The following is a 26,704-nucleotide window of genomic DNA, read 5'->3' on the forward strand; positions in this document are numbered from 1 at the left end:
TCGTACCAAGGGAGCCCCGTCGCGGACGAGGAGCGCCCGTATACTAAATCGATTTAGCGGAGGAGATGGGGAATGAGTGATTTCATCGACAGGCGAACTGTGCTCAAGGGCGCGGCCGCGGCGGGCGCTGCCAGCCTGATTGCGGCGCCAGCCATCGCGCAGGCGAAGTGGCCGGCCCGTCCGATTACGTTGATCTGCCCCTGGGGCGCCGGCGGCGGCACGGACGCAACCGCGCGTATCGTCGCCGCTATGCTGGAGAGGGGGCTGGGCCAGCCCGTCAACGTGGTGAACCGGACCGGCGGCTCGGGCGTGGTCGGCCATTCCGCCATCGCGACCGCCGCCCCCGACGGCTACACCATCGGCATGCTGACGGTCGAGATCAGCATGATGCACCATCAGGGACTGACCGATCTGACCCCTGCGAGCTATACGCCGCTCGCCCTGATGAACGAGGATCCGCCAGGCGTGCAGGTCAGCGCGTCGAGCCCACACAAGGACATCAAGGCGCTGGCTGAGGCGATCAAGGCCGCTCCTCCCGGCAAGCTCAAGGCTTCCGGCACGGGCCAGGGCGGCATCTGGCACCTCGCGCTGATCGGCTGGCTGGTGTCGATGGGACTGAAGCCTGACCATGTCGCCTGGGCGCCATCGAACGGTGCCGCGCCGGCGATGCAGGATCTCGCTGCCGGCGGCATCGACATCGTCACCTGCTCCGTGCCGGAAGCCCGCGCCATGCTCGACGCCGGCAAGGCCAAGTCGCTGGCGATCATGGCTAAGGAGCGCAACCCGCAGTTCAAGGATGTGCCGACGCTGAACGAGACACTGGGCGTCAACTATTCCGTTGGCGCCTGGCGCGGCATCGCCGGGCCGAAGGGCTTGCCCGAGAACGTTCAGAAAACCCTCATCGCCGAGCTCCAGAAGGCCTATGAATCGAAGGAATTCCAGGACTTCATGAATGCGCGCGGCTTCGGCATGACCTTTGCCGACCAGGCTGGCTTCACCAAGTTCATGGCCGATGGCGACAAGGCGATGGGTACCGCCATGGCCGCCGCGGGCCTCGCCAAGAAGGCGAGCTGAACCGACGCAGCCAAAGCGCGACGGGCGGCCCGGCCGTCCGTCGCAATGCCTTTCAGGCCTGCGTTCCGCGTTGCGGGCAGGCCGCTCGGACAAGGTCGAACCGATGCGTTTCAACGACACCATCGTCGGCGCCACGTTCATCGTGCTGGCCGCGATCATGATCGCGCTGACATTTTCCTTCCCGGCATTTCCGGGCCAGAATTACGGCCCGAGCCTGTTCCCGCGCATCCTCGGCACCGGCATCATCCTGTGCTCACTGCTGCTGATCCTGCGCGAACGGCGTCTGCCTGCGGCGGTGCCATGGCTCGTCCTCGCCGATTGGGTCAGGCAGCCGCGCCACATCGCTTCCTTCGCGCTGATGCTGGCTGCGATGCTGTTCTATCTCCTCGCGTCAGAGGCGCTCGGCTTCATTCCCTGCGCCTTCCTGATCCAGCTCGTGCTGTTCCTGTGGTTCGGCGTCCGCCCGCTGACGGCGCTGATCGTGGCCGCGGCGATGACGGCGCTCGTCCAGTGGTTCTTCGGCAGCATGATGCTCGTGCCCCTGCCGCGCGGCATCCTCGACAGCGTGCTCTGAGGAGTTGGCGATGCAAGCGATCACGACTGCCTTCGGGCTCGTCTTCGACATCCAGGTCCTGGGCGTCATCCTCGCTTCCGCGATGTTCGGCATGTTCGTCGGCGCCATGCCGGGCCTGACGGCGACGATGGCGACCGCGCTGCTCGTGCCCGTCACATTCTTCATGGCTCCGGTGCCGGCGCTCGGCGCCATCGTCACCGCGACGGCCATGGCGATCTTCGCCGGCGACATTCCAGCCGCCATGCTGCGCATGCCGGGGACGCCGGCCTCGGCCGCCTATGCGGATGAAAGCTACGAGATGACCAAGAAGGGTCAGCTCGACCTCTGCATGGGCGTCAACCTCGTCTTTTCGGTCCTTGGCGGCATCTTCGGCGTTATCGTGTTGATCCTGCTGGCGCCGGTTCTGGCCGAGGTGGCGATCAACTTCTCGTCCTTCGAGTATTTCTGGCTGGCCTGTCTCGGATTGACCTGCGCCGTCTTCATCGGCACGGGCGATCCGGTGAAGGGGCTTCTGTCGCTGTTCGTCGGCCTCGCCATCGGCTGCATCGGCATCGACCCTGCGGCCGGCCAGCCGCGTTTCACCTTCGGCAATGTCGATCTGCTCTCCGGCATCAACTTCATTCCGACGCTGATCGGTATGTTCGCCGTGTCCGAGCTCCTGCGCGGTGCGGTCTCGATGGAGGCCGGCGCGACGATGGTCAAGCAGCAGGTCGGCAACATGCTGGCCGGCGTCGGGGCCGTCTGGCGGAAATACTGGAGGAACTTCTTCCGCGGCTCGATCCTCGGTACCGTCATCGGCGCGCTGCCTGGCGCCGGCGCGGACATCGCGGCCTGGGTTTCCTACGCCGTCTCGAAGAAGCTCTCGAAGGAGCCGGAGAAATTCGGCACCGGCCATATCGAGGGCATCGTCGATTCGACCTCGGCCAACAATTCCGCGCTCGGCGGTGCCTGGATACCGGCACTCGTCTTCGGCATCCCGGGCGATTCGATCACCGCTATCGTCATCGGCGTGCTCTACATGAAGGGCATGAATCCCGGTCCCAGCGTCTTTCTGCAGACGCCGGAACTGATCTATGCCGTCTTCATCATCTTCATCCTCGCCAACATCCTGATGTTCCCGCTTGGCTGGGCGGCGATCAAGTCGGCAAAGCAGATCCTCCGGGTGCCGCGCAACATCCTGCTGCCTATCATCCTGATCTTCTGCATGGTCGGCTCCTTCGCCATGACCAATTCGCTCTACGGCGTCGTCCTGATGGTGGTGATGGGGGTCTTCGGCTGGCTTCTGGAAGAGCACGGCGTGCCGGTCGCGCCGCTGATCCTCGGCCTCGTGCTCGGCGAGATGCTCGAGCAGAACTTCATGACCTCGATGATCAAGTCGGACGGTTCGTTCCTGGTGTTCTTCGAACGGCCGATCGCCGGCGTTCTGGGCGTCAGCACGCTCGTCATCTGGGGCTTGATGGTCTGGCGGCTACTGCCCTTCGGGCGCCGTCCCGCGGGGGCGCTGGCTGGGGACACGGCGGCGCCCTGAAGCGGCGCCGACCCCTCACTTCTTCAAGAACGCGGCGAAGGCCGCCATCGCCTCCGGCGAGCGCAGGCGTTCGCCGAAATGGCGGGCCTCCGTCGCGATGGTCTCGGCCACGGCCTGCGCCGAGCCGCGCTTCAGCAGCATCTTGGTGAGCGCGAGCGATTCCGGCGGCAGAGCCGCCAGTGCCTTGGCTTTGGCAAGACCGGCTTCCAGCGCCGTGCCGTCCTCGACCAAGGCATTCACGAGACCAGCTTCGGCGGCCGCCTCCGCATTGAAGGCCTCGCCCAGCATCAGCAATTCGGCCGCCTTCTTGGAGCCGGCGACGAGCGGCAGCAGGTAGCTCGATCCGCCCTCGGGGGAGAGSCCGAGCGTGACGAAGGGCAGGCGGAAGSTSGCGSWGCGKSCGGCGAAGGCGAGRTCGCAATGCAGCAGCATCGTCGTGCCGATGCCGACGGCGAAACCTTCCACGGCCGCGACGATCGGCTTCCGGGCTGTCGAGATCACCTCGAGGAAGTCGATGGCGATGCGCGGGCCTTCGCCTGAGGCGGCGGCGATGGCGAAATCCTTGATGTCGTTGCCGCTGGTGAAGCAGCCGCCGGCGCCCGTCAGCAGGATGGCGCGGATAGAGGCGTCGGCCTCGGCGGCGCCGATCGCCGCGATCAGCCCGGCATAGCTCGCCCGATCCAGCGCATTCTTGCGGTCGGGCCGGTTCATGGTGACCTGCACCACGCCGGCCGCGACGGTTTCGCTCAGCACTTCGCTCATCGGTCCGCTCCTGATTGCCCAGCCCGGATGACATGGCCCTTCGGACAGGGTCAAGCGAGGCCGGATGCGTCTTTCGTCGTCGCCCTGTGCTTGACATCGCGCGGTCCCGATTCTCCCTTGCCCGCCAGACGCCTTCGCTGCCTTGGTTTGCGAGTCGGGCGCGGGACAGGAATTGCGGAGAGCGTCGATGACGAAGGTTCAGCTTGAGATGTGCGGCCCGGTCGCGCTCGCCACCATCGACAATCCACCGGTCAATGCGCTTGGCGCCGCGGTGCGCGAAGGGCTCGCGAGCGCAATCCAGCAGGCGAACGCCGACGCTTCGGTGGTCGCGATCGTGATCGCCTCCGCCGGCAAGGCCTTCATCGCCGGTGCCGACATCAGCGAGTTCGGCAAGCCGCCCGCGCCGCCCCTGCTGCCGGACCTGCTCGACGCGATCGAGGCCTCGGCCAAGCCGGTCGTCGCGGCGATCCAGGGCATCGCGCTCGGCGGCGGGCTCGAGGTCGCGCTCGCCTGCCATGGCCGCGTCGCGCTGCCCGCTGCCAAGCTCGGCATGCCCGAGATCAAGCTCGGCCTCATCCCCGGCGCCGGCGGCACGCAACGCCTGCCGCGGCTGATCGGCGCGTCGAAGGCCTTCCCGATCATGCTCTCCGGGGAGCCGATCTCGGCAGGGCAGGGGCTCGAATACGGACTGCTCGACGAGGTCGTCTCCAGCGATGTCGTCAAGGCGGCGATCAGGCTGGCCGAGGGGCTCGCCGCCGAAGGGCGCCGTCCAGTCACGAGCGCGGATGACGACAGGCTGACCGAGGCGGATCGCGAAGCTTTCGAGGCGCTTGCCAAGGACGCGCTGAAGAAGGCCGACGGCATGCCGAACGTGCCGGCGCTGGTCGAGGCGGTCCGCAGCGCCTTCACCATGCCCTTCGCGGAAGGCCTGGCCGTCGAGCGCAAGCTGTTCCTGTCGCTGATCGCCGACGAGCGCTCCAAGGCGCTGCGCCATGTCTTCTTCGCCGAACGCGAGGTCGCGAAGGTGCCGGGCATCGGGCCGGAGGTGAAGCCTCGGGAGATCGCCAGCGCCGCCGTGATCGGGGCGGGAACGATGGGCGGCGGCATCGCCATGTGCTTCGCCAATGCCGGCATCCCGGTGACGCTGATCGAGACGGCGCAGGCGGCGCTCGACAACGGCATCAACCGTATCGGCGCGATCTACGACATCTCGGTTTCGCGGGGGTCGCTGACGCCGGAGGCGAAGGCCCGGCGCATGGCACTGATCAGGCCGGCCGTCGGGCTCGCTGCGGCTGCCGGCGCCGATATCGTCATCGAGGCCGCTTTCGAAGAGATGGGCGTCAAGCAGCAGATCTTCGGCGAGCTCGACAAGGTCGCCAAGCCCGGCGCGATCCTGGCCAGCAACACCTCCTATCTCGACGTGCCCACCATCGCGGCGGCGACGAAGCGGCCACAGGACGTGATCGGCATGCATTTCTTCAGCCCGGCCAACGTCATGAAGCTGCTCGAAGTCGTCCGGCCGAAGGGCGCGGCCGACGATGCGATCGCCACCGCCGTCGCGCTCGGCCGAAAGCTCGGCAAGGTGCCGGTCGTGGTCGGCAACGGTTTCGGCTTCGTCGGCAACCGCATGCTGGAGCAGCGCACGCGCGCCGCCGAGCGGCTGCTGATCGCGGGCGCCCTGCCGCATGAGGTCGATGCCGCACTGGTCGGTTTCGGCTTCAAGATGGGGCCCTTCGCCATGGCCGATCTTGCCGGCAATGACATCGGCTGGCGCTCGCGCAAGGCGCGCGGTCTGAAGGCGCCCGTCGCGGATGCGATCTGCGAGGCCGGCTGGTTCGGCCAGAAGACCGGGCGCGGGTATTACCTCTATCCGCAGGGGGCGCGCAGCGGCCAGCGCTGCCCCGAGGTCGAGGCGCTGATCGCCCGCATCTCGGCCGAGCAGGGCGTGACACGGCGCAGTTTCACCCAGGAGGAGATCCTGGCGCGTCTGCTCGACCCGATGGTGAACGAGGGGGCGCGCATTCTGGAAGCGGGCATCGCGGCGCGGCCGGGCGACATCGATGTGGTCTGGATCAACGGCTACAACTGGCCGGCCTGGCGGGGCGGTCCGATGTACTGGGCCGATACGGTGGGGCTCGACGTCATCGCGAAGCGGCTGGAAGCACAGGCCGCCGAGACCGGCGACAAGGCGCTGGAGCCGGCGCCGCTGCTGAAGCGCCTAGCCGCCGAGGGCAAGGGTTTCGCGAGCCTGAAGGGCTGAGTCGGATTGAGGCTCGTCATGCTCGGGCTTGACCCGAGCATCTCTCTCACGAGAGGCTCCGGAGCCTCCTCGGCCTGAGATTCTCGGGTCTGTGCTTGCGCTCCGCCCGAGAATGACGGCTCGCGGAAAGCGGGCTAGGGTCGCGGCCGTTTGCGTCATCTCAGGAGAGGCGATTGGCTTCGGGATTGTTTGCGCTGCTCGACGACGTCGCCGGCATAGCCAAGGTTGCGGCGGCGTCGGTCGACGATGTCGTGGCCCAGGCCGGCAAGGCGGGGGTCAAGGCGGCGGGCGTCGTCATCGACGATGCGGCGGTGACGCCCCGCTATGCCGTGGGCTTCGCCGCCTCGCGCGAATTGCCGATCATCTGGCGGATCGCGCTGGGCTCGCTGCGCAACAAGCTCATCTTCCTGCTGCCGGGCGCGCTCCTGCTCGCGCTGATCGCGCCCTGGGCGATCACGCCGCTCTTGATGGCAGGCGGCGCCTTTCTTTGCTTCGAGGGCGCCGAGAAGGTGCTGGAGCTGGTGCTGCCGCATGGCGCGCATGGCGCCGCGAAGGCGGGCGAGACGGCGGGAGACCCCGCGGCCCTCGAACAGCAGAAGGTCGCCGGTGCGATCAAGACCGACTTCATCCTCTCGGCGGAGATCATGGCGATCACGCTCGCCGGCGTCTCCGACCAGTCGTTCTGGATGAAGGCGGCGGTGCTCGCCATCGTCGGCATCGGCATCACCGTTGCGGTCTATGGCGTCGTCGCGCTGATCGTGAAGGCGGATGATGTCGGTGTTGCGCTTGCCGCCAACCAGCGCCCCGCCACGAGTCTGCTGGGCCTCAGGCGGCCGAAGCCGGGTGAAGCGAGCAGGCTCGACCGTGCGCTGCGCTGGCTGACGCGGCCGCTCGGGCGCGGCCTCGTGCGCGGCATGCCCACTTTCCTCAACCTGCTCGGCGCAGTCGGTACGGCGGCGATGCTCTGGGTCGGCGGCGGCATCATCATCCACGGGCTGGAGGGCTACGGCCTCTCGGGCCTCGGCCGCGGCGTCCATGACCTTGCCGTGGCGGCCGGCCGCGCCTTGCCGACCGCGGTCGCCGGTGCCGGGGAGTGGCTGGCCGGGGTGGTGCTGTCGGCGGTCTTCGGGCTCATCGTCGGCGGCATCGCGATCGTCGCGATGCATTGGCTCGTCGAGCCGGTGCTGAAACTGTTCAGAAAGGGTGCGGGCAGGCCTGCACCCGATGCCAGGCGCGAATCGTAGCGGGATTTCGCCGTCATGCTCGCGCTCGCCGCGAGCATCCACGTCTTGAACACCGCCCTCGCCGGAGGAAGGCGTGGATGGTGGGGACAAGCCCGACCATGACGGGCGGTTGACCCAGCCTCAATCCAGCCAGCTGGTGAAACTCTCGACCGGCTCGCGCTCCGGCACGAGGCGGTTGGCCGGCGCATCCGCATCGGCCTTGCCGATGGCGATGCCGCAGACCACGACTTCGTCCTCGGGGATGGCCAGCTCGCGCCGCACGATCGGATGGAACTGCGCGAAGATCGCCTGGGGGCAGGAATCGAGGCCGTGGCCCTGCGCGGCGATCAGCAGGTTCTGGATGAACATGCCGAGATCGAGCCAGGAGCCGATTTCGAGATCGCGGTCGATCGTCAGCATCAGCGCGACCGGCGCATCGAAGAAGCGCAGGTTTGCCGCGGTCTGCCGCTTCATGCCTTCGCTATCGCCCTTCGCCACGCCGAGCAGGCCGTAGAGATCCCAGCCGACCTTGCGGCGTCGCGAGAGATAGGGCTCGCGGAAGCGTTCGGGATAGTAGCGGTACTCCTCGACGCCGGGGCGCTCGCCGGTTTCGAGCGCTGCGAGCAGCGCTGCTTCGAGGCTTGCCCGGGACTGCGGGCCGATCACCCTGAGCTTCCAGGGCTGCATGTTGGTGCCGGAAGGGGCCTGTGCCGCCAGATCGATCAGGCGGCGGACGAGATCGGGCTCGACCGGATCGGGCAGGAAGGCGCGAACGGCCCGGCGCGAGCGGATGGCGTGCTCGACGGCTTCGATAGGTGTCATCGCCGCGATCATGCTCCGCGTCTCCGGGCTGCTTGCTCCACCGCGTTGTGACAGAGCCGCCGGCCGTGCGCCAGAGACCGCTAGTCGTCGCTCAGGCCGGCAGGATGCGCCCGCGGTTGAGGATGTTGCCGGGGTCCAGCGTCCGCTTCAGCGATGTCATCAGGGCGAGTTCGGCATCCGAGCGGCTCATGCCGAGATAGGGCCGCTTCAGCACGCCGACGCCATGCTCGGCCGAGATGCTGCCCTGCTTCTCCCGGACCAGTGTGTAGACGATGTCGGCAAAGCCGGAGAGATCCCCAGTCTCGTCGTGGATCGAGAGATGCAGGTTGCTGTCGGCGAGATGGCCGAAGACGATCGGGAAGGCCGTGCCGCTACGCGCCTTGACTCGCTGGCGCAGCAAGGCGACCGCATCCGCCATGGCGCCCAGGGGAATGCTGACGTCGAAATGGATGCCGGGCGGCAGGTCGCGGTAGAACTCGTAATTCGCCTCGCGATAGGCCCAGAAGCGCTGCCGGTCCCGGCCCGACTGGGCGATCAGCACATCGTCCAGCAGGCCTTCTTCCGCCAGTTCGGCGAGCGCTTCCGCAAAGCTCTCCTCGCCCGTGCTATCCGAGCCCATCGCCGCCTCGACGACGAGCGTGACCTCGGTCTCCCCGGCGAAGGGAGCGGGCAGGCCGCCCTTTTCGATCGCGGCCTTCATGTATTCGGACCACATCGCCTCGAAGGCGAGCAGGCCGCCGCCGAGCCGCGCTTCGAGACGGTTGAGCGCCGCGAGAGCTTGGGCGACGCTGCCGGCGGCGCAAAGCGCCGTCTGCGTGCCGGTCACCGCTGGCTGGAGCGCCAGCAGCACACGGGTGACGACGCCGAGCGTGCCTTCGCTGCCGATGAAAAGCTGCGTCCAGTCGTAGCCGGCATTGTTCTTCACCACCTTCTTGAGATGGCCCACGATGCGGCCGTCGGCCATCACCGCTTCGAGGCCGAGCACGCTGCGCCGGGTCATGCCGTAGCGCAGCACCTGCACGCCGCCAGCATTGGTCGCGACATTGCCGCCGATCGTGCAGGTCCCGCGCGCGCCGAGATCGACGCCGTAGAGGAAGCCGGCCGCCGCAGCCTTCTCCTGCACGACCGCGAGCGGCGTGCCGGCGAGCACGGTCATCGTCCGCGTCACCGGGTCGACTTCTTCGACGCCGTTCATGCGTTCGAGCGAGAGGGCGACCTCGCCTGCCTGCGGCGTGGCGCCGCCGGCGAGCCCGGTCATGCCGCCCTGGACGACGACGGGCAGCGAGAAGCGCGAGCAGATCGCCAGCACCGCGGCGACCTCCTCTGTCGTCCGCGGCGTGACGAGCACGGCCGGCAGGCCCTCCGGCGTATCGGAGGCGTCCTTGCGATTGCGAGCGGGGATCGCCTCGCTGCTGCGCAGGCCACTGGGGCCGACCACCTCCGCCAGCGCCGCGAGCGCGTCGTCGGGAAAGGTCATGGCAGGCTCCGTAGGCTCGTCAGTCGGCTTTGCGCGCCGCGAGGAAGGCGGCGTGTTCCTTGACCAGATCGCCCGCCAGCGCCTTGGCGATCAGGGCGCGGGTGTTGGACAGGCCGTAGATCGCCGCGAAGGAGCCGAAGCGCGGGCCCTGATCCTCGCCGAACATCACCTGGTAGATCGCCTTCCACCAATCGCCGGAAACACCGGGACGCTCCGGCGTCGCGTTCTTGGCGGTGAGGTTCTGGTAGCGCGGGATGGCGCGGGCGATGTCGAGCGCCGTGTCCTGCACCATTTCGGGCGTAGCGTCCGCGGGCAGGGCGGCGATCGCCGCGTCGAGCTTCGTGAAGGCATCGCGCTCGACCTCGTCGGCCGGGCGGTAGCTCTTCGCCGGCTTCACGAAATCGCGGAAATAGGCGATCGCATAGCCGACCAGCGCGTCGAGGCGCGGATGGGTCTGCGGCGACATGCCCGGCGCATAGCGCTGGAGGAAGCCCCAGAGCACGGCCTTGTCCTCGGAATTCGCGACGGCGACGAGGTTCATCAGCAGGCCGAAGGTGACCTGCGTCCTCACCGCGTTCTCGCCCTCGCCGGCAGCAATCACCTCCGGTGCAGGCGGATCGCCGGCATGGATGTGCCAGACCGGGTTGCCGAGACGGTTCTTCCAGTCCTGCCGCTCATAGCCGTTGAGGAACTGGAGATATTCGTCGACGGCGCGTGGGATGACGTCGAAATGGAGCTTCTTGGCCTCGCGCGGGCGCTGGAACATGTAGAGCGCCAGGCTCTCCGGTGGCCCGTAGGTCAGCCATTCCTCGATGGTCAGGCCGTTGCCCTTCGACTTCGAGATCTTCTGGCCGAGATCGTCGAGGAAGAGCTCGTAGTTGAAGCCCTCCGGCGGCGTGCCGTCGAGCGCGCGGGCGATCTGGGAGGAGACCTTGACCGAGTCGATCAGGTCCTTGCCGGCCATCTCGTAGTCGACGCCGAGCGCGACCCAGCGCATCGCCCAGTCCGGCTTCCACTGCAGCTTCACATGGCCGCCGGTGACGGGGGTGACGAAGCGCTCCTTCGTCTCGGGATCGGCCCAGACGATGGTGCCGGCCTCGACATCGATCTCGTCGATCGGCACCTGCATGACGACGCGCGTCTTCGGGTGGATCGGCAGGAAGGGCGAATAGGTCGCGGCCCGCTCCTCGCGCAGCGTCGGCAGCATGATCTTCATCACCGCATCATAGCGGGCCAGCATCATGAGCAGCGTCGCGTCGAACTCGCCGGCACGGTACGCGTCGGTCGAGGACTTGAACTCGTAGTCGAAGCCGAAGCTGTCGAGGAAGGCGCGCAGCCGCGCATTGTTGTGGCGGCCGAACGAGTCGTGCGTGCCGAACGGGTCCGGCACCTCGGTCAGCGGCTTGCCGAGATTGGCGGCGAGCAGCTCCTTGTTCGGCACGTTGTCCGGCACCTTGCGCAGGCCGTCCATGTCGTCCGAGAAGGCGATCAGCCGCGTCGGGATGGTGTTGCCGGTGAGCACGCGGAAGGCGTGGCGCACCATCGAGGTGCGCGCGACCTCGCCGAAGGTGCCGATATGCGGCAGGCCCGAGGGGCCGTAACCGGTCTCGAAGATCACCGATTTCTTGCCGGATTTCTCGATGCGGGCCACGAGCTTGCGCGCCTCCTCGAACGGCCAGGAGGCCGAACGCTGGGCGGCGTCAACGAGGGCTGCGTCGAAGGCGGGCATGAGCGGCGGTGTCCTCTCCTGAACGGGAAAGCCATATCGCAAAAGCGAAAGAGGGGCTTTCGCAGATTGCCAAGGGCGCCGTCAATGCGCGAACACGGTTGAAATGCGGCAAACGAGGGTGCGGCCCCTCGCCGAAGCGGCTTGCCGGCTTGCCACGGCGGTATAGGGTCGCCCCTGCCTTATTCGCTTTAGACCATGCCTTGAAAGGATGCCGCCTTGGACCGCGACCTGCTCGAAAAGCTGACCGCGTGGCGACGACATCTCCACGCCAATCCGGAGTTGTCGTTGCAGGAGGCGCAGACCAGCGCCTTCGTGCAGGAGAAGCTGAAGGAGCTCGGCATTCCCTTCGCCGCCAATGTCGGCGGCCACGGCGTCGTCGCGACGCTGTCGCGCGGCTCCTCGGAGCGCTCTGTCGGCCTGCGCGCCGACATGGATGCGCTGCCGATCCAGGAGGTGAACGACCTCCCCTACAAATCCGGCAAGACCAACGTCATGCATGCCTGCGGCCATGACGGCCACACGGTCTCGCTGCTCGGCGCGGCGGCGCTGCTCAAGAACGACGAGAGCTGGAGCGGCACGGTGCAGTTCCTGTTCCAGCCGGCCGAGGAAGGCTATGGCGGCGCCAAGGCGATGATCCAGGACGGCGTGTTCGAACGCTTCCCGATGGAGCGCGTCTTCGGCCTGCACAACTGGCCGGGGCTGGAAGCCGGCACCGTCGCCGTGCATCGCGGCCCGGTGATGGCCGAGCCCGGCAAGTTCAAGATCACCTTGTCTGGCACCGCCGGTCATGCCGCCAAGCCCGAGCTGACGCATGATCCGATCACGGCGATGGGCCATCTGATCGTGGCGCTGCAGACCATCGTTTCGCGCAATGTCAGCCCGATGGACAACGCCGTCGTCACGATCGGCCAGATCCATGGCGGGCTCGCCTCGAACCAGATCCCGACCCATGTCTGGATCGAGGGCACCTATCGCGTCTTCACGGTTCCGGTGCGCGAGCGCGTCGTGCAGCGCATCCGCGACATCGCCAACAACATCGCCGCGACCTTCGAGATGAAGGCCGATGTCGATTTCTCGCTCGGCGGGCTGGCGACGATCAATACGCCTGATGAGGAGGACATGGCGGCAAATGCCGGCAAGGCCGCCGGGCTGGAGGTCCGCCGCGACATCTCCGCCAGCACCACCTCCGAGGATTTCTGCTACTTCCTGCAGGATCGGCCCGGCGCCTATGTCTGGATCGGCAACGGCCCTGCCGTGGACGGCGGCGAGCTGCACAATGACCGTTACGACTTCAACGACGCGATCCTGCCCGCGACCTCGGGCTGGCTCGCCGCGGTGGCGAAGCAGGCGCTGGCCAGCAACGCGCCGTAACAGCCGTTTCGTCCATCTGAGCCCTTATGCTGAGGAGCGCGCCCGAGGCGCGCGTCTTGAAGGGTGATCCAGATGGTTCCGGAACCTCCAGAAGCATCCTTCGAGACGCCATTCCCTGGGGAATGGCTCCTCAGGATGAGGGCTTGGGGGATCGGAGTTCAGTACGGGCTGACCGGGAAGAAGCGCAGATAGAGGCGGGCATAGGTCCCGTCATCCCACAGGCCCTGCAGCGCGTAGTCGATCGCGCGCTTCAGGGCGGGATCGTCCTTGCGCAGCAGGAAGGCGACGCCTTCGCCAAAATAGCGGCTCTCCAGATAAGGCCCGCCCGAGAAGGCGAACTCCCCGCTGCTGCCGGCGAGAGACAGCGACAGTGCCACGCCATCGGCGAAGACATATTCCGCCTCGCCGCTGCGCAAGGCGGCGATGGCCGCGCCGAGATCGGCACTCTCGCGCCGTTGCACGAACGGCATCAGCCTTTCGAGGAAGGCCTGGTGCGCGGAGTTGGCGACCACGGCGACGCGGCGGCCCTGCAGGCCGGCACTGTCGAGTGTCGAACGCGCATTGCCGCGCGTGGTGGCGAACCGGGCGGGGGCGCGAAAATAGAGATGGCTCGCGGCGAAGCGCTGCCGCAGCGCCGGCGTCAGGTTCATCGCGGCTGCCAGCACGTCGCCACGTCCCTCGGCCAGCGAATCCGGCAAGGTGTCGAAACGGCGCGGCTGGATCGTGCAGGTCCAGGCGAGCCTGTCGCAGACGGCGCGGGCGAGCTCGACCGAGAAACCGGTCAGCGCCCCGTCCGGCCCGGCGAAATGGAAGGGCGGGTAGTCGTCGTCGGTGAGGAAGCGCACCACGCGCGGCGGGCCGGGTTCCGGCCGGTCGAGCCGGATGCGCGGGTCCCAGAGATTGGGGATCGCGATGCGCGGCGGCTCCTGAGCCATGGCGGTCGCGGCCAGCAGGATCGAGACGGCGAGGGCGGTCAGCGCACGAAGCATCACGCGCATCTGGCGCCGGATGGGGCGGCGGATCAAGGGGAGAGGCCGCGTCATGCTCGGGCTTGACCCGAGCAGCTCCTAAGCCAGCGCCTTCCCGTCCTGCGATCCCCGTGTCGAAGCTTTGCTTCGCCCGGGAATGACGGAGCGACCTTAGCCGACGCTTGCCGCCGTCGCCTTCGCGCCCTTGTCGAGGAGCGAGGCGAGGTGAGCAGTCACCGGCTTCGTAAACCGCGTGTCACTCGGCAGGTCGGTTCCGAAGATGGCCTCGATGCCGCTGAGCGCCGCGACCAGCGCCTTGGCATCCCGCCCGGCTGCCTCGGCGCGGCGCTTCAGCTCGGCCGCCAGCGGATCGCGGACGTCGATGGCGCCGCCCTTCTCGTCGGTGCCGGTGACGTAGCGCATCCAGGCGGCCACCCCGAGCGCGAGATGGTCGATTCCGCCGCCGGCCTTCAGGCGTTCGCGGATGGTGCCGAGCAGGCGTTGCGGCAGCTTCTGCGAGCCGTCCATGGCGATCTGCCAGGTGCGGTGGCGGATCGCCGGGTTCTGGAAGCGGGCGAGCAGGGCCTTGGCATAATCCGCGAGCACGACGCCCTGCGGCGCCGGCACGGTCGGCATGATCTCGGCCCAGAGGCCTTCGAGGAAGCGGGCGAGGACCGGGTCGCCGCTGGCCTCGGCAACGGTCTCGTGGCCGGCGAGATAGCCGAGATAGGCGAGCGAGGAATGCGCGCCGTTCAGCATCCTGAGCTTCATGAACTCGAAGGGCGCGACTTCCGAGACCATCTGCGCGCCGACCTCGTGCCAATCTGGCCGGCCATCTGCAAAGACATCCTCGATCGCCCATTGCCGGAAGGGCTCGCCGATGACCGGGGCGGCATCGTCCAGCCCGATCAGCTTGGCGACCTCGGCGATGTCAGCATCCGTCGTCGCCGGCACGATACGGTCGACCATCGTTGCCGGGAAGGCGCCGTTGGCCTCGATCCAGGCGGCGAGCTCGTCATCCTGCAGCGCGGCGAAGTCGCGGACGAGGCCGCGCAGCACATGGCCGTTGGAGGGAAGATTGTCGCAGCAGAGCGCGGTGAACGGTCCGCGGCCTTCGGCCCGGCGGACCCGCAGGCCGGCCACGAGGATGCCGACGGCGGAGCGCGGCGCGTCGGGGTTTTCGAGATCGTGCAGAATGTCGGGATGATCCGCCTTGAGGCGGCCGGTCGCCGGGTCGTGGCAATAGCCCTTCTCCGTCACCGTCAGCGAGACGATGCGGGTTTCGGGCGCGGCCAGCCGCGCGATCAGGGCGGAAGGGCTCTCCGGCGCGACCAGCACATCGAGTACCGAGCCGATGATGCGCAGCTCCGGTCCGGTCGGGGCGAGCTTGAGGAGGGTATAGAGCCCGTCCTGCGGCTTCAGCCGGTCGCGCTGGTCGGGGCGCTGGAGGCTGGCGCCGATGATGCCCCACGCGCCGAAGCGCTTCTCGAGCGCATCCTCGGTATACTCGGCAAGATGGCCGCGGGCGAAGGCGCCGAGCCCGAGATGGACGATGCCGGGCTTGAGGGCCGTGCGGTCATAGGCGGGGCGGCGGATGGAAGCCGGCAGGCCGGCAAGGGTCGAAGCGGAGAGACGGGTCACAGCTTGTAGGCCTCCTTGGCGAGGCGATAGGCGAGATCATGGGCGACTTCAGCCGCCTCGTCCTCTTCCAGCCGGTGCTCGGCGACGAGCTTGGCGAGATAGGCGCAGTCGATGCGGCGCGCGACATCGTGCCGGGCCGGGATCGAGAGATAGGCGCGGGTGTCGTCGTTGAAGCCGACGGTGTTGTAGAAACCGGCCGTCTCGGTCGTCAGCTCGCGGAAGCGCAGCATGGCTTCGGGCGCATCGAGGAACCACCAGCCCGGTCCGAGCTTCAGCGCCGGGTAATGCCCGGCGAGCGGCGCGAGCTCGCGCGAATATGCGGTCTCGTCCAGCGTGAAGGCGATGACGGTGAGATTGCGCTCGTTGCCGACGGCGTCGAGCAGGGGCTTCAGCGCTTCAACGTAATTGGTCTCGGTCGGGATATCGCAGCCCATGTCGCGGCCGAAATGCGCGAACAGTGCCGCGTTGTGGTTGCGATGGGAGCCCGGATGGATCTGGAGGACGAGCCTGTCGTCCAGGCTCATCTTCGCCATTTCGGTCAGCATCTGGCCGCGGAAGAGGTCGGCGTCCTTGGCCGAAACCTTGCCCTTCAGGATCTTGGCGTAGAGCTTCTCGGCATCGGCATCCGAGAGATTGGCGGTACGGGCCGTGGCATGGCCATGGTCGGAGGAGGTGGCGCCGCGTTCCTTGAAATAGGCGCGCCGTTTGCGATGGGCGGCGAGATAGCCGGTCCAGCTGCCGATATCCTCGCCGGTCAGCTCACCGAACTTCTCGAGGTTGTCGGCGAAGCCCTCGAATTCCGGATCGACCACGCTGTCGGGCCGATAGGCGGTGACGACCTTGCCGCCCCAACCGGACGAGCGGATCATGTCGTGCCATTTCAGATCGTCGAGCGCGCCTTCGGTGGTGCTGATCGCCTCGATCTTGAAGCGCTCGAACAGGGCGCGGGGCCGAAGCTCGGGCTCGTCCAGCTTGGCGGCGATCTTGTCGTAGATCCGGTCGGCGCTCTCAGGCGTCAGGCGCTCGTTGATGCCGAAGACGGTCGAGGTCGCGTGCTCGAACCAGAGCCGGGTCGGCGTGCCCCGGAAGAGATGCCAATTATCGGCGAAGAGGCGCCAGATCTTGCGCGGGTCGGTCTCGACTTCGCCGCCATCCTTGCGGGCGATGCCGAGCTGCTCCAGCCGGATGCCTTGGGAATAGAGCATGCGGAAGATGTAATGGTCCGGCTTGACGAAGAGCGTGGCCGGATCGGGGAAGGCGTTGTCCTCGGCATACCAGCGCGGATCGGTGTGGCCGTGCGGCGAGATGATCGGCAGGTCGCGGACGGTGGCGAAGAGCCGGCGCGCAATGCCGCGCGTCACCGGATCGGCGGGGAAGAGGCGATCGTCGTGCAGCAACATGGGTGTCTCCATCGGTCGCGTGATCGATTTCGCAATGTCGGAGCGGGATCGATGTGAAAGACCGCTTCCCACTTTTTCATATCCCGCTCTAGAGCCGGCTGCGACGGGGGTCAATCGTCTGGTATACTAGTGCGCCAGATCTTGTTTCTGCCCAGCGGGGATTGTGCCGGAAGCAGGCTTGCGCTCGCCGCGCCTCCCGCGCCATCCTCGCGCCGCAACGGCATCGGAGCGATGGATATGACGACGCGGCGTGAACTCCTGGCTGGCGCGGGGCTGGCGGCGCTGGCGGCGCAGCTTCCCGTCGTCGCGCTGGCGCAGGCGAAGGACAGCGTCACCATCGCCCAGACGCTGGAGCCGCCGACACTCGATCCGACCTCTGGTGCTGCCCAGGCGATCCGCGAGGTGACCCTGCAGAACATCTTCGAGGGTCTGGTGAAGATGGACCGGACCGGCAAGCTCCAACCTTGCCTCGCCGAGAGCTGGGAGATCGCGGACGACAACGTCACCTATCGCTTCAAGCTTCGGCAGGGCGCGACCTTCCATGACGGCACGCCCTTCACCGCCGAGCAGGTGAAGTTCTCCTTCGAGCGCGCTGTCGCGCCGGATTCCACCAACGCCCAGCGCCAGCTCTTCACGCCGATCGCCGAGATCGCGACGCCCGATCCGGCGACGGTGGTGATCAAGCTCAAGCAGCCCACCGCGAATTTCCTCTACGGTCTCAGCTGGGGCGATGCCGTGATCGTCGCGCCGGCGACGGCTTCCAGCAACAAGACCAGTCCGGTCGGCACGGGCCCGTTCAAGTTCGTGCGCTGGAACCGTGGCGACCGGCTCGAACTCGCCCGCTTCGACGGCTATTGGGGCGAGAAGCCGGCGCTGGCCAAGGCGATCTTCCGTTTCATGTCCGATCCGCAGGCGCAGGTCGCGGCGCTCAGGGCCGGCGATGTCGACGCCCACACCAATCTCTCCGCGCCCGAGGCGGTGCCGCAGCTCAGGGCCGACCCCAAGCTCAAGGTCACGATCGGCCGCACCGAGGGCGAGACCATCCTCGCCACCAACAACGCCAAGCCTCCCTTCGACAAGCCTAGGGTGCGACAGGCCATTGCCCATGCGCTCGACCGCAAGACCATCGCGCTCGGCGTCTACGGCTTCGACGTCAGCCTGATCGGCAGCCATTTCTCGCCGCTGCATCCGGCCTATGTCGATCTCACCGGCACCTACCCCTATGACCCCGCCAAGGCCAAGGCGCTGCTGGCGGAGGCTGGCTTCCCGAACGGCTTCAACTGCACGCTGAAACTGCCGCCGCCCTCCTATGCCCGCCGCTCTGGCGAGATCGTCGCGGCGCTGCTGGCGCAGATCGGCATCAACGCGTCGATCGAGCCGCTCGAATTCCCGCAATGGCTGGAGCGCGTCTTCCGCAACAAGGACTACGACCTCAGCATCATCGCCCATACCGAGCCGCTCGACATCGATATCTACGCGCGGGACGATTATTACTTCCAGTACCGGAATCCCGAGTTCAAGGCGCTGATCGCCAAGATATCCGGGACGCTGGACGAGGGGGCCCGCAACGAGCTCTACAAGCAGGCGCAGCGGATGCTGGCTCAGGACGCGGTCAACGGCTTCCTCTTCATCCTGCCGAAGATCACGGTCGCGAACGCCGCGCTCGACGGCGTGTGGACCGACTGGCCATTGCCCGTGACGCCGCTGGCGGAGCTGCGCTGGCGGTGAGGCCGGCGACAGGCGGCAGAACGCCATGATCGGCTACATCCTGCGCCGGTTCGTCGCGCTGGCCCTGACCCTGCTCGCGGCGGCGCTGGTCATCTTCATCGTGCTGGAGGTGCTCCCGGGCGATCCGGCGGCGGTGACGCTTGGTCTCAACGCCTCGCCCGAAGCACTGGCGGCGCTGCATGCGGAGATGGGGCTCGACAAGCCGGCGGTGCTGCGCTTCCTCCTCTGGCTTGGCGGGCTCGTCACCGGCGATCTCGGCCTGAGCTACACCTATCGCGTACCGGTGGCGCAACTCATCGCCGAACGCATGGCGGTGACGCTGCCGCTCGCGCTGATGGCGATCGGGCTCGCGATGGCAATCGGCATCCCGCTCGGCATGCTCGCCGCCTCGCGCCGCGGTCAGCTGGCCGATGCCGGCGTGATGGCCTTCGCTCAGGCTGGGCTGGCCATTCCGAATTTCTGGTTCGGCCTCCTGCTCGTGCTCGTCTTCGCGGTCGGGCTCGGTTGGTTGCCGGCCGGCGGCTTTCCGGGCTGGCAGGCGGGCTTTGGTACGGCGCTGAAGGCGCTCCTAATGCCCGCGCTGGCGCTCGCCTTGCCGCAGGCGGCGATCATCGCGCGGGTGACGCGCTCCGCGATGCTCGACACATTGCAGGAGGATTTCGTCCGCACCGCCCGCGCCAAGGGCCTCAGTGAAGCCGTGACGATGCGCCGGCACGCGCTGCGCAACGCGCTGATCCCGGTGGTGACGATCCTCGGCCTTCAGTTCTCGGTGCTGATCGCCGGTGCGATCATCATCGAGAATGTCTTCGCGCTGCCGGGGCTGGGGCGGCTGGTTTTTCAGGCCATCGCCCAGCACGATCTGATCGTGGTCAAGGACCTCGTCATGCTCTTCGCCGGGCTGGCGATCCTGATCAATTTCGCGGTCGAGCTGCTCTACGGGCTGATCGATCCGCGCCTGAGGCAGGCATGAGCGCGGTTCAGGACAAGGCGCCGGGCGGCCGTCGGCACTGGTGGCTCGCGCCCTCCTTCGCAATCGGGGCGGTACTGGCCGTGCTCGTCGTCGCAGCGGCGCTGACTTCCTACGTCTGGACGCCCTATCCGCCGACCCAGATGGCGATCCTGAATCGGCTCAAGGGTCCCTCGGCCGCCAACTGGTTCGGCACCGACCAGTTCGGCCGCGACGTCTTCTCGATGATCATGGTCGGCGCACGCAATTCACTTGCGGTGGGGCTGGGCGCGGTCGGCATCGGCATGGTGCTCGGGACGACGCTGGGGCTCATCGCCTCGGTCCGGCGTGACGGCATTCTCGACAACGTCATCATGCGCACGGCCGATTTCACCCACGCCTTCCCGGCCGTGCTGACCGCGATCATGATGACCGCTATCGCCGGGCCCGGCATGCTCAACGCCGTCGTCGCCATCGGCGTGCTGAATCTGCCCTATTTCGCGCGGCTGGCACGGGGGGCGGCGCTGCAGGTCTGGGCGCAGGACTTCATCCAGGCGGCGCGGGCGGCCGGGCTCAACAACCGGCAGATCACGCTGCATCATGTCCTGCCGAACATCGCCGGCATCCTGGTGGTGCAGGCGACGATCCAGTTCGCGCTCGCGGTGCTGGCCGAAGCGGGGCTGTCCTATCTCGGGCTGGGCACGCAGCCGCCGAACCCGTCCTGGGGGCGTATGCTCAACGAAGCCCAGACCTTCATGGCGACGCAGCCCTGGCTTGCGATCTTTCCAGGTGCCGCGATCGCGCTGACCGTGCTGGGGTTCAACCTGCTCGGCGACGGCTTGCGCGATGCCGTCGATCCGCGTCTGCGCCGCAGCCGGTGAGAACGGATGCAATTCGCAGCCCTCATCCTGAGGAGCCGCGTAAGCGGCGTCTCGAAGGATGTTCCAGTTGGTTCTGGAGCCTCATGGAGCATCCTTCGAGACGCAAGCCGTCGGCTTGCTCCTCAGGATGAGGGCTGAGGGGAATGAGGATGTTTCGATGACCGACCTTGCCGATCTGAGCGCGGCCGAACTGCTTTCCGCCTATCGCGACCGCGCGCTTTCGCCTGTCGAGGTGACGGAGGCGGTGATCGCGCGGATCGCTGCCTGGGAGCCTAAGCTCGATGCGCTCTACGCCTATGATCCGGAGGGCGCGCGGGCGCAGGCGAAAGCCTCCGAGGCGCGCTGGCGGAACGGGCAGGCGCTGCCGCTCGACGGCGTGCCCGGCACGATCAAGGAAAACATCAGGACGAAGGGCGTTCCGGTGCCCCTCGGCACGGCCGCGAACGATCTCTCTCCCGCTGCCGATGATGCCCCGCCGGCCGCGCGGCTGCGCGAAGCCGGTCTCGTCATCCTCGGCAAGACGACGATGCCGGATTACGGCATGCTCTCCTCCGGTCTGTCGAGCTTCCACAGGCCCGCGCGCAATCCGTGGGACGTCAGCAAGAACCCCGGCGGCTCCTCGGCCGGTGCCGGTTCGGCGGGAGCGGCGGGCTATGGGCCGCTGCATGTCGGCACCGATATCGGCGGCTCGATCCGCCTGCCCGCCGGCTGGTGCGGGCTCGTCGGCCTGAAGCCAAGCTTCGGGCGCGTGCCGATCGACCCGACCTATTATGGCCGCGTCGCCGGGCCGATGACGCGCACGGTCGAGGACGCCGCGCTGATGATGCGGGAATTGTCGAGGCCCGATGCCCGTGACGGCATGAGCCTGCCACCGCAGGAGATCGACTGGCTGGCGCTCGACATCGATCTGAAGGGGCTGCGCATTGGCCTGCAGCTCGATGCCGGGATCGGGCTCGCCGTCGAGCCGGAGACGAGAGCGGCCATCGATGCGGCAGCGAGGGCCTTCGCCAATGCGGGCGCCATCGTCGAGCCGGTCGAGCCCTATCTGACCCGCGAGATGCTCGACGGGCTCGACGACTTCTGGCGCCAGCGCGCCTGGGTCGATATCGGCGCGCTGCCGCAGGAGAAGCAGGCCAAGGTGCTGCCCTATATTTTCCAGTGGGCCGAGGGCGGCAAGGCGCTGCCGGGCGCCCGAGTCTATCGCGGCATGAGCCAGATGATGGCGATGCGCGACGCCGCGCTGAAGGCGATAGCGCCTTACGACTTCATCCTCTCGCCGGTCTCGCCCGTGCCGAGCTTCCCGGCCGAATGGGCCTCGCCCGTCAACGATCCCGCGCAGCCCTTCGAGCATATCTGCTTCACGGTATCGGCGAACATGTCGGACCAGCCCGCGATCTCGGTTCATGCCGGGCTGACGACGGGTGGCCTGCCGATCGGCCTGCAGATCACCGGCAGGCGCTTCGACGATCTCGGCGTGCTCAGGATGGCGCGCGCCTGGGAAAAAATGCGCGGCGGGGCGATCCGCTGGCCGTCCGCCTGAGACTAGAGCGGAGAGGGAGAAACGTCATGGACCTGAAGCTAGAAGGCAAGCGCGCGCTGGTGACCGGCGGCAGCAAGGGCATCGGCCGTGCCATCGCGCGGCAGCTCGCGCTGGAGGGCGTCGACGTCGTCATCGCTGCACGCAATCAGGCGGAGCTGGACGAGGCAGCGGCAGCGCTCGCGGCGGAGACCGGGCGCAAGGTGGTCGGCCGTACGGTCGACACCAGCGATGATGCGTCCGTGAAGGCGCTGGTTGCCGAGACCGTGGCGGTGCTGGGCGGCCTCGACATTCTCGTCAATGCGGCGGCCAAGCCCGGCGGGCAGGCGCCGCCGCCGAAGCTCGCCGAGATCACCGACGCGCTGTTCTGGGACGATGTGAACGTTAAGGTGATGGGCTATCTGCGCATGGCGCGGGAGGCCGCACCGCATATGGCGGCCAATGGCTGGGGCCGCATCATCAACATCAGCGGGCTCGCCGTCCGTCTGACCGGCTCGACCATCGGCTCGATGCGCAATGTCGCGGTGGCGGCGCTGACCAAGAACCTCGCCGACGAACTCGGCCCTCGCGGCATCAACGTCACCGTCGTCCATCCCGGCACGACCCGTACGGAGCGGACCGCTTCCGTCGTCGCGGCGCGGGCTGCCGCCCGCGGCAAGAGCGAGGCGCAGGTCGAAGCCGATATGGCGGCGAACAGCACCATCGGGCGGCTGGTCGACGCGTCGGAGATCGCCGACATCGTCGCCTTCCTGGCCTCGCCGCGCAGCGTCGCGATCAATGGCGATGCCCTCGCCTGCGGCGGGGGCATCCGCGGCGCGATCCACTACTGAGGCGCGGCAGCCTTAGAACAGCGCGGTGGGCGCGAACTGGGCCAGCGCCATCAGCGCGACGCCGGCGAGGCCGAGAAGGCCGCCGGTGAAGGCGAGCAGCGTGACGCCGGTGATGATCGCGGCGGACGAGATCACGATCGCGATCTGGATCAGCCCGGAGGCGATGTCGAACTTGTCGTCGCGGGCGGCGGCGATGTCGCGCTGCGCCTCGGCCGCCTTGGCGCGGGCGGCGAGTTCCTTGCGGCCCTCATTGGTCTCGGGCTCGGAATCGTAGCGCGCGACGGTCTGCTTCCAGCTTTCGATGCGCTTGCTCAGGCGCTGCCGGGCGGCCTCGTCGGCAATGCCGGCGAGTTCGACCTCCATCGCCTCGGCGGCGGTGCGCACGGTGGTGCCGCGGATGGTCTTGGCCTGGAAGAAGGCCCAGAGATTGGAGGCCTCGATATTCTTGGCGACGGCTTCCTGCTCGGCATTCTTGCCGCCGATCTCGGAGAAGGCGAGGGTGAGCGCAAGCAGCGCGATCAGCAGGGCGATACGCTTGTTGCCGCCCTCGGGCGTTTCGATGGAGTCGGACACGAATCACCTTGCAGGGCCGATATGGCGGCGCTGTTTAAGGCTTTCCGTTAAGGCAGGAAGATGTCAGCCGCCGCGGGCCCGCGGATGAGCGGCGTCATAGGCCGCCATCAGGCGGCTTGAATCGATGCGGGTGTAGATCTGCGTCGTCGAGAGCGAGGCGTGTCCGAGCAGCTCCTGGATGGCGCGCAGATCGCCGCCGCGCCCGAGTAGATGGGTCGCGAAGGAATGGCGCAGGCTGTGCGGCGTGGCGGAGGAGGGCAGGCCGAGCGCGCCGCGCAAGCCCTCGACCGCGAGCTGGATAATGCGGGGCGAGAGCGGGCCGCCCTTGGCGCCGACGAAGAGCGGGCCGCCTAGTGGCAGGCGCCAGGGGCAGAGCTTCAGATATTCGGCGATCGCCGTGACGACGACGGGGAGCACCGGCACCATCCGCGTCTTGCTGCCCTTGCCGATGACGGTCAGCGTGTCGCCGGCGCTTTGCGGGGCCTGCGCGCGGGCGAGCGAGAGCGCCTCCGAGATGCGCAGGCCGCTGCCATAGAGCAGGCCGAGCACGGCGGCGTCGCGAGCGAGGATCCATTGCTCGCGTTCTTCGCCGGCGCGGGTATCGGCCTGCGTGACGGCGCGGGCGGTGGGGGGGGCGAGCGGGCGTGGCAGGGACTTGCCGAGGCGCGGGCCGCGTGTCGCCGCGAAGGCGGCGGCGGTGAGCTTGCCGCTGCGCTCGCCGAAGCGGGCGAACGAACGCAGTGCCGCGAGCTGGCGCATCAGCGTGCGGTTGCCGACGCCGTCGCGGCGCCGCTGGCCGAGGAAGGCGCGCAGATCGGCGGGCTTGAGCCCGGCGATGTCGGCAAGCGATGGCGCACCGCCGAGATGCTCCGTCAGGAAGGCGGTGAACTGGCCGAGGTCGCGGCCATAGGCTTCCAGCGTCTTCGGCGAGAGACGCCGCTCGGCCGAGAGATGCTGGAGCCACTCCTGCCGGAAGCTGTCGAAATCGGTCATGCGCAAGCGTTCCGTCATGGTCGGGCTTGTCCCGACCATCCACGTTTTGGCTGATCGAGGTCGGTGTTCAAGACGTGGATGCTCGCCACAAGGGCGAGCATGACGGGTGGCCAAGCATCCAGCATGACGCTCCCGCCTTAACAGGTCACGAATCGATGCTAGACACTGGCGCCATGGACGAGATGGCGGACATGTTGGAAGGCGGCACGGTCGACGTGCTGATCCCGCTCGGGCTCGACCAGGCCTATAGCTATGCCGTGCCCGCAGGGCTCTCGCTAAAGCCCGGCGATGTCGTGCAGGTGCCGCTCGGGCCCCGCGAGACGGTCGGCGTGGTCTGGGATATCGGCAGCGGGCGCGGCGGCAATCTCAAAAAGGTCACCGGCAAATACGACATGCCGCCGCTCGACCCGGCGTTGCGCAAGCTCGTCGACTGGGTCGCCTGGTACACGCTGGCGCCCAAGGGCTCGGTGCTGGCGCTGGCGTTGCGCCGCCAGCCTGACGATACGCCCGAGCGCCCCAAGCTCGGCGTCCGGCTCGCCGGGCCACCGCCGGGAAGGATGACCCCCGCGCGGGCGCGGGCCATTGCAGCGGCCGAGGGCGGATTGCTGATCGCGAAATCGGCGCTGGCCGAGGCCGCCTCGGTCAGCGCTGCGGTAATCGATTCCCTCGTCGATGCCGGCACCTTCGTGGTCGAGCCATTGCCTCGGGACGCCATCGCGGCCCGGCCCGATCCCGACCATGCTGTGCCCGAGCTGTCGGAGGGGCAGGGAGAGGTGGCGCAGGCGCTGGTCGCGTCGGTGCAGGCGAAGACGTTCGGTGTTTCGCTGCTCGAAGGCGTCACCGGTTCGGGCAAGACGGAGGTTTATTTCGAGGCAGTCGCCGAGGCGATCCGGCAGGGCAGGCAGAGCTTGATCCTGATGCCGGAGATCGCGCTCACCGCGCAGTTTATCGACCGGTTTGAGGCCCGCTTTGGCGTCAAGCCGGGGCTCTGGCATTCGGCCGTGAGCGGCCGGCGGCGCGAGCGGCTCCAGGCGGCGATCGCGAGCGGCGAGGCGAAGGTGGTGGCGGGCGCGCGCTCGGCCCTGTTCCTGCCCTATAGCGATCTCGGCCTCATCGTCGTCGATGAGGAGCACGAGAGCGCCTACAAGCAGGAGGACGGCGTTTCCTACCACGCCCGCGACATGGCGGTCGTGCGCGGCAGGATCGAGAATGCCCCGGTCGTGCTTGCCTCGGCGACGCCTTCGCTGGAGACGCGGGTCAATGCCGAGCGTGGCCGCTACACGCATCTCAAGCTGCCGGAGCGTTTCGGCGGCCGCGAACTGCCGCAGCTCGGCCTCGTCGACCTGCGCCGCGACAAGCCGGAGCGCGGGCGCTGGCTGTCGGGTACGCTGATCAAGGCGGTCGAGGCGAATCTGGAGGCGAAGGAGCAGTCGYTGCTCTTCCTCAACCGGCGCGGCTACGCGCCGCTGACGCTCTGCCGCGATTGCGGCCATCGCTTCCAATGCCCGAACTGCACGGCGTGGCTGGTCGACCATCGCTTCCGGCGCGCGCTGGTCTGCCATCATTGCGGGCATGTCGAGCGCCGGCCGCATGAATGCCCCGCCTGCCAAAAGCCGGAGAGCCTGATCGCCTGCGGGCCGGGCGTCGAGCGGCTGGCCGAGGAGGTCGCGACACTTTTTCCACAGGCGCGTTCGATTGTGCTCTCCAGCGATTTCCCTGGCGGGACCGAGCGGCTGAAGCAGGAGCTGATGGCGGTGGCCGAGGGCGAATTCGACATCGTCATCGGCACGCAGCTCGTCGCCAAGGGCCATAATTTCCCCGGTATGACGCTGGTCGGGGTGATCGATGCCGATCTCGGCCTCACCTCCGGCGATCCGCGCGCGGCCGAGCGGACCTTTCAGGCGCTGCGGCAGGTTACGGGCCGCGCAGGACGGGGCGAGAAACCGGGCCGCGCTCTGCTCCAGACGCATGACCCCGAGCATCCCGTGCTCAAAGCGCTGATCTCCGGCGACCCGGAGCGCTTTTATGCCGCAGAGGAGGCGTCGCGGGAGGCGGCAGGGCTGCCGCCTTTCGGCCGTTTGGCGGCGCTGATCGTTTCCGCGAGCGCGCAAGCAGAGGCCGAAAGTCATGCCCGTGCCTTGGCGCGCTGTGCGGAGGCCGGAGACGGAATCATGGTGCTGGGGCCGGCGGAAGCGCCGCTTGCGGTGTTGCGGGGGCGCCATCGCGTGCGCCTGATCGTCAAAACGACGCGCGAGATCAATCTGCAGGATTACCTGCGCGGCTGGCTGAAACGGGCGCCGCGCCCCAAGGGCTCGGTCAGGGTCGCAGTCGACGTCGATCCACAGAGCTTCCTTTGAATTGCTGAAAGCCGTGGCAAAATCGCCGCT

21 protein-coding genes are annotated in these 26,704 nt (G+C 67.9%); 12 read left to right on the forward strand and 9 right to left on the reverse strand.

The annotated features are described in order from the left end of the window. Positions 1-72 precede the first annotated feature (72 nt). The 3 genes from AC1DEZ_RS22130 to AC1DEZ_RS22140 all read left to right on the forward strand — a co-directional run bounded on the left by AC1DEZ_RS22130 (position 73) and on the right by AC1DEZ_RS22140 (position 3,176). Complete coding sequence (locus AC1DEZ_RS22130) at positions 73-1,074, forward strand: tripartite tricarboxylate transporter substrate binding protein (protein WP_476780681.1); 1,002 nt, start codon at positions 73-75, stop codon at positions 1,072-1,074. Between the two features lie 103 nt (positions 1,075-1,177). Then, on the forward strand, positions 1,178-1,648 hold the full coding sequence (locus AC1DEZ_RS22135; RefSeq protein WP_441509619.1) for a tripartite tricarboxylate transporter TctB family protein: 471 nt from the start codon (positions 1,178-1,180) through the stop codon (positions 1,646-1,648). Between the two features lie 10 nt (positions 1,649-1,658). Then, positions 1,659-3,176, forward strand: coding sequence for a tripartite tricarboxylate transporter permease (locus AC1DEZ_RS22140; protein WP_476780682.1), 1,518 nt, complete (start codon positions 1,659-1,661; stop codon positions 3,174-3,176). 15 nt (positions 3,177-3,191) lie between these two features. On the opposite strand, the gene AC1DEZ_RS22145 is transcribed toward AC1DEZ_RS22140, so the two are convergent. Continuing rightward, positions 3,192-3,938 (reverse strand): enoyl-CoA hydratase-related protein, encoded by a 747-nt coding sequence (locus AC1DEZ_RS22145; protein WP_476780683.1) that lies wholly within the window; start codon positions 3,936-3,938, stop codon positions 3,192-3,194. 187 nt (positions 3,939-4,125) lie between these two features. Between AC1DEZ_RS22145 and AC1DEZ_RS22150 the strand changes: the two genes are divergently transcribed. Continuing rightward, positions 4,126-6,198 (forward strand): 3-hydroxyacyl-CoA dehydrogenase NAD-binding domain-containing protein, encoded by a 2,073-nt coding sequence (locus AC1DEZ_RS22150; RefSeq protein ID WP_476780684.1) that lies wholly within the window; start codon positions 4,126-4,128, stop codon positions 6,196-6,198. Positions 6,199-6,371: 173 nt separating this feature from the next. Next, complete coding sequence (locus AC1DEZ_RS22155; protein WP_476780685.1) at positions 6,372-7,442, forward strand: DUF808 domain-containing protein; 1,071 nt, start codon at positions 6,372-6,374, stop codon at positions 7,440-7,442. A gap of 120 nt (positions 7,443-7,562) precedes the next feature. On the opposite strand, the gene AC1DEZ_RS22160 is transcribed toward AC1DEZ_RS22155, so the two are convergent. The 3 genes from AC1DEZ_RS22160 to AC1DEZ_RS22170 all read right to left on the reverse strand — a co-directional run bounded on the left by AC1DEZ_RS22160 (position 7,563) and on the right by AC1DEZ_RS22170 (position 11,449). Continuing rightward, positions 7,563-8,255 (reverse strand): nitroreductase, encoded by a 693-nt coding sequence (locus AC1DEZ_RS22160; protein WP_476780686.1) that lies wholly within the window; start codon positions 8,253-8,255, stop codon positions 7,563-7,565. A gap of 79 nt (positions 8,256-8,334) precedes the next feature. Continuing rightward, a complete protein-coding gene (locus tag AC1DEZ_RS22165; RefSeq protein ID WP_476780687.1) occupies positions 8,335-9,720 on the reverse strand; it encodes an FAD-binding oxidoreductase in 1,386 nt (461 codons plus the stop codon). Positions 9,721-9,739: 19 nt separating this feature from the next. Beyond that, positions 9,740-11,449: a lysine--tRNA ligase gene (locus AC1DEZ_RS22170; protein WP_476780688.1), complete on the reverse strand. Its 1,710-nt coding sequence runs from the start codon at positions 11,447-11,449 to the stop codon at positions 9,740-9,742. A 216-nt stretch (positions 11,450-11,665) separates the two neighbouring features. Between AC1DEZ_RS22170 and AC1DEZ_RS22175 the strand changes: the two genes are divergently transcribed. Next, positions 11,666-12,820 carry an amidohydrolase gene (locus AC1DEZ_RS22175; protein ID WP_476780689.1) on the forward strand — a complete coding sequence of 385 codons (1,155 nt, stop codon included), beginning with the start codon at positions 11,666-11,668 and terminating at the stop codon, positions 12,818-12,820. Between the two features lie 158 nt (positions 12,821-12,978). Here AC1DEZ_RS22175 and AC1DEZ_RS22180 read toward each other — a convergent pair whose 3' ends face one another. The 3 genes from AC1DEZ_RS22180 to uxaC form a co-directional block, all read right to left on the reverse strand. Beyond that, on the reverse strand, positions 12,979-13,863 hold the full coding sequence (locus tag AC1DEZ_RS22180) for a transporter substrate-binding domain-containing protein (protein WP_476780690.1): 885 nt from the start codon (positions 13,861-13,863) through the stop codon (positions 12,979-12,981). A gap of 96 nt (positions 13,864-13,959) precedes the next feature. Continuing rightward, positions 13,960-15,429 carry a mannitol dehydrogenase family protein gene (locus AC1DEZ_RS22185; RefSeq protein WP_476780691.1) on the reverse strand — a complete coding sequence of 490 codons (1,470 nt, stop codon included), beginning with the start codon at positions 15,427-15,429 and terminating at the stop codon, positions 13,960-13,962. Continuing rightward, positions 15,426-16,829, reverse strand: a complete 1,404-nt coding sequence (uxaC, locus tag AC1DEZ_RS22190) for a glucuronate isomerase (RefSeq protein WP_476780692.1) — start codon at positions 16,827-16,829, stop codon at positions 15,426-15,428. Before uxaC ends, AC1DEZ_RS22185 begins: the two co-directional genes overlap by 4 nt. A 237-nt stretch (positions 16,830-17,066) precedes the next feature. Here uxaC and AC1DEZ_RS22195 point away from each other — a divergent pair, with 237 nt between their 5' ends. The 5 genes from AC1DEZ_RS22195 to AC1DEZ_RS22215 all read left to right on the forward strand — a co-directional run bounded on the left by AC1DEZ_RS22195 (position 17,067) and on the right by AC1DEZ_RS22215 (position 22,751). Continuing rightward, the gene (locus tag AC1DEZ_RS22195) at positions 17,067-18,557 is read left to right on the forward strand and encodes an ABC transporter substrate-binding protein (RefSeq protein ID WP_476780693.1); all 1,491 of its coding nucleotides are present in this window, start codon (positions 17,067-17,069) and stop codon (positions 18,555-18,557) included. 25 nt (positions 18,558-18,582) lie between these two features. Then, positions 18,583-19,527, forward strand: a complete 945-nt coding sequence (locus AC1DEZ_RS22200; protein WP_476780694.1) for an ABC transporter permease — start codon at positions 18,583-18,585, stop codon at positions 19,525-19,527. Further along, positions 19,524-20,384, forward strand: coding sequence for an ABC transporter permease (locus AC1DEZ_RS22205; protein WP_476780695.1), 861 nt, complete (start codon positions 19,524-19,526; stop codon positions 20,382-20,384). The genes AC1DEZ_RS22200 and AC1DEZ_RS22205 overlap by 4 nt, the downstream gene beginning before the upstream one ends. 157 nt (positions 20,385-20,541) lie before the next feature. After that, on the forward strand, positions 20,542-21,924 hold the full coding sequence (locus tag AC1DEZ_RS22210) for an amidase (protein ID WP_476780696.1): 1,383 nt from the start codon (positions 20,542-20,544) through the stop codon (positions 21,922-21,924). 26 nt (positions 21,925-21,950) lie between these two features. Beyond that, the gene (locus AC1DEZ_RS22215; RefSeq protein WP_476780697.1) at positions 21,951-22,751 is read left to right on the forward strand and encodes an SDR family NAD(P)-dependent oxidoreductase; all 801 of its coding nucleotides are present in this window, start codon (positions 21,951-21,953) and stop codon (positions 22,749-22,751) included. 12 nt (positions 22,752-22,763) lie between these two features. Here the strand turns inward: AC1DEZ_RS22215 and AC1DEZ_RS22220 are convergent, their stop codons facing one another. Further along, a complete protein-coding gene (locus AC1DEZ_RS22220) occupies positions 22,764-23,324 on the reverse strand; it encodes a DUF4337 domain-containing protein (RefSeq protein WP_476780698.1) in 561 nt (186 codons plus the stop codon). A gap of 63 nt (positions 23,325-23,387) precedes the next feature. Further along, on the reverse strand, positions 23,388-24,335 hold the full coding sequence (locus tag AC1DEZ_RS22225; RefSeq protein WP_476780699.1) for a tyrosine recombinase XerC: 948 nt from the start codon (positions 24,333-24,335) through the stop codon (positions 23,388-23,390). A gap of 137 nt (positions 24,336-24,472) precedes the next feature. Here AC1DEZ_RS22225 and AC1DEZ_RS22230 point away from each other — a divergent pair, with 137 nt between their 5' ends. After that, entirely contained in the window at positions 24,473-26,674 is a 2,202-nt protein-coding gene (locus AC1DEZ_RS22230; protein ID WP_476780700.1) for a primosomal protein N', read from the forward strand. Positions 26,675-26,704: the final 30 nt, after the last annotated feature.

This window comes from Allobosea sp. 10L422 (genome assembly GCF_056395345.1).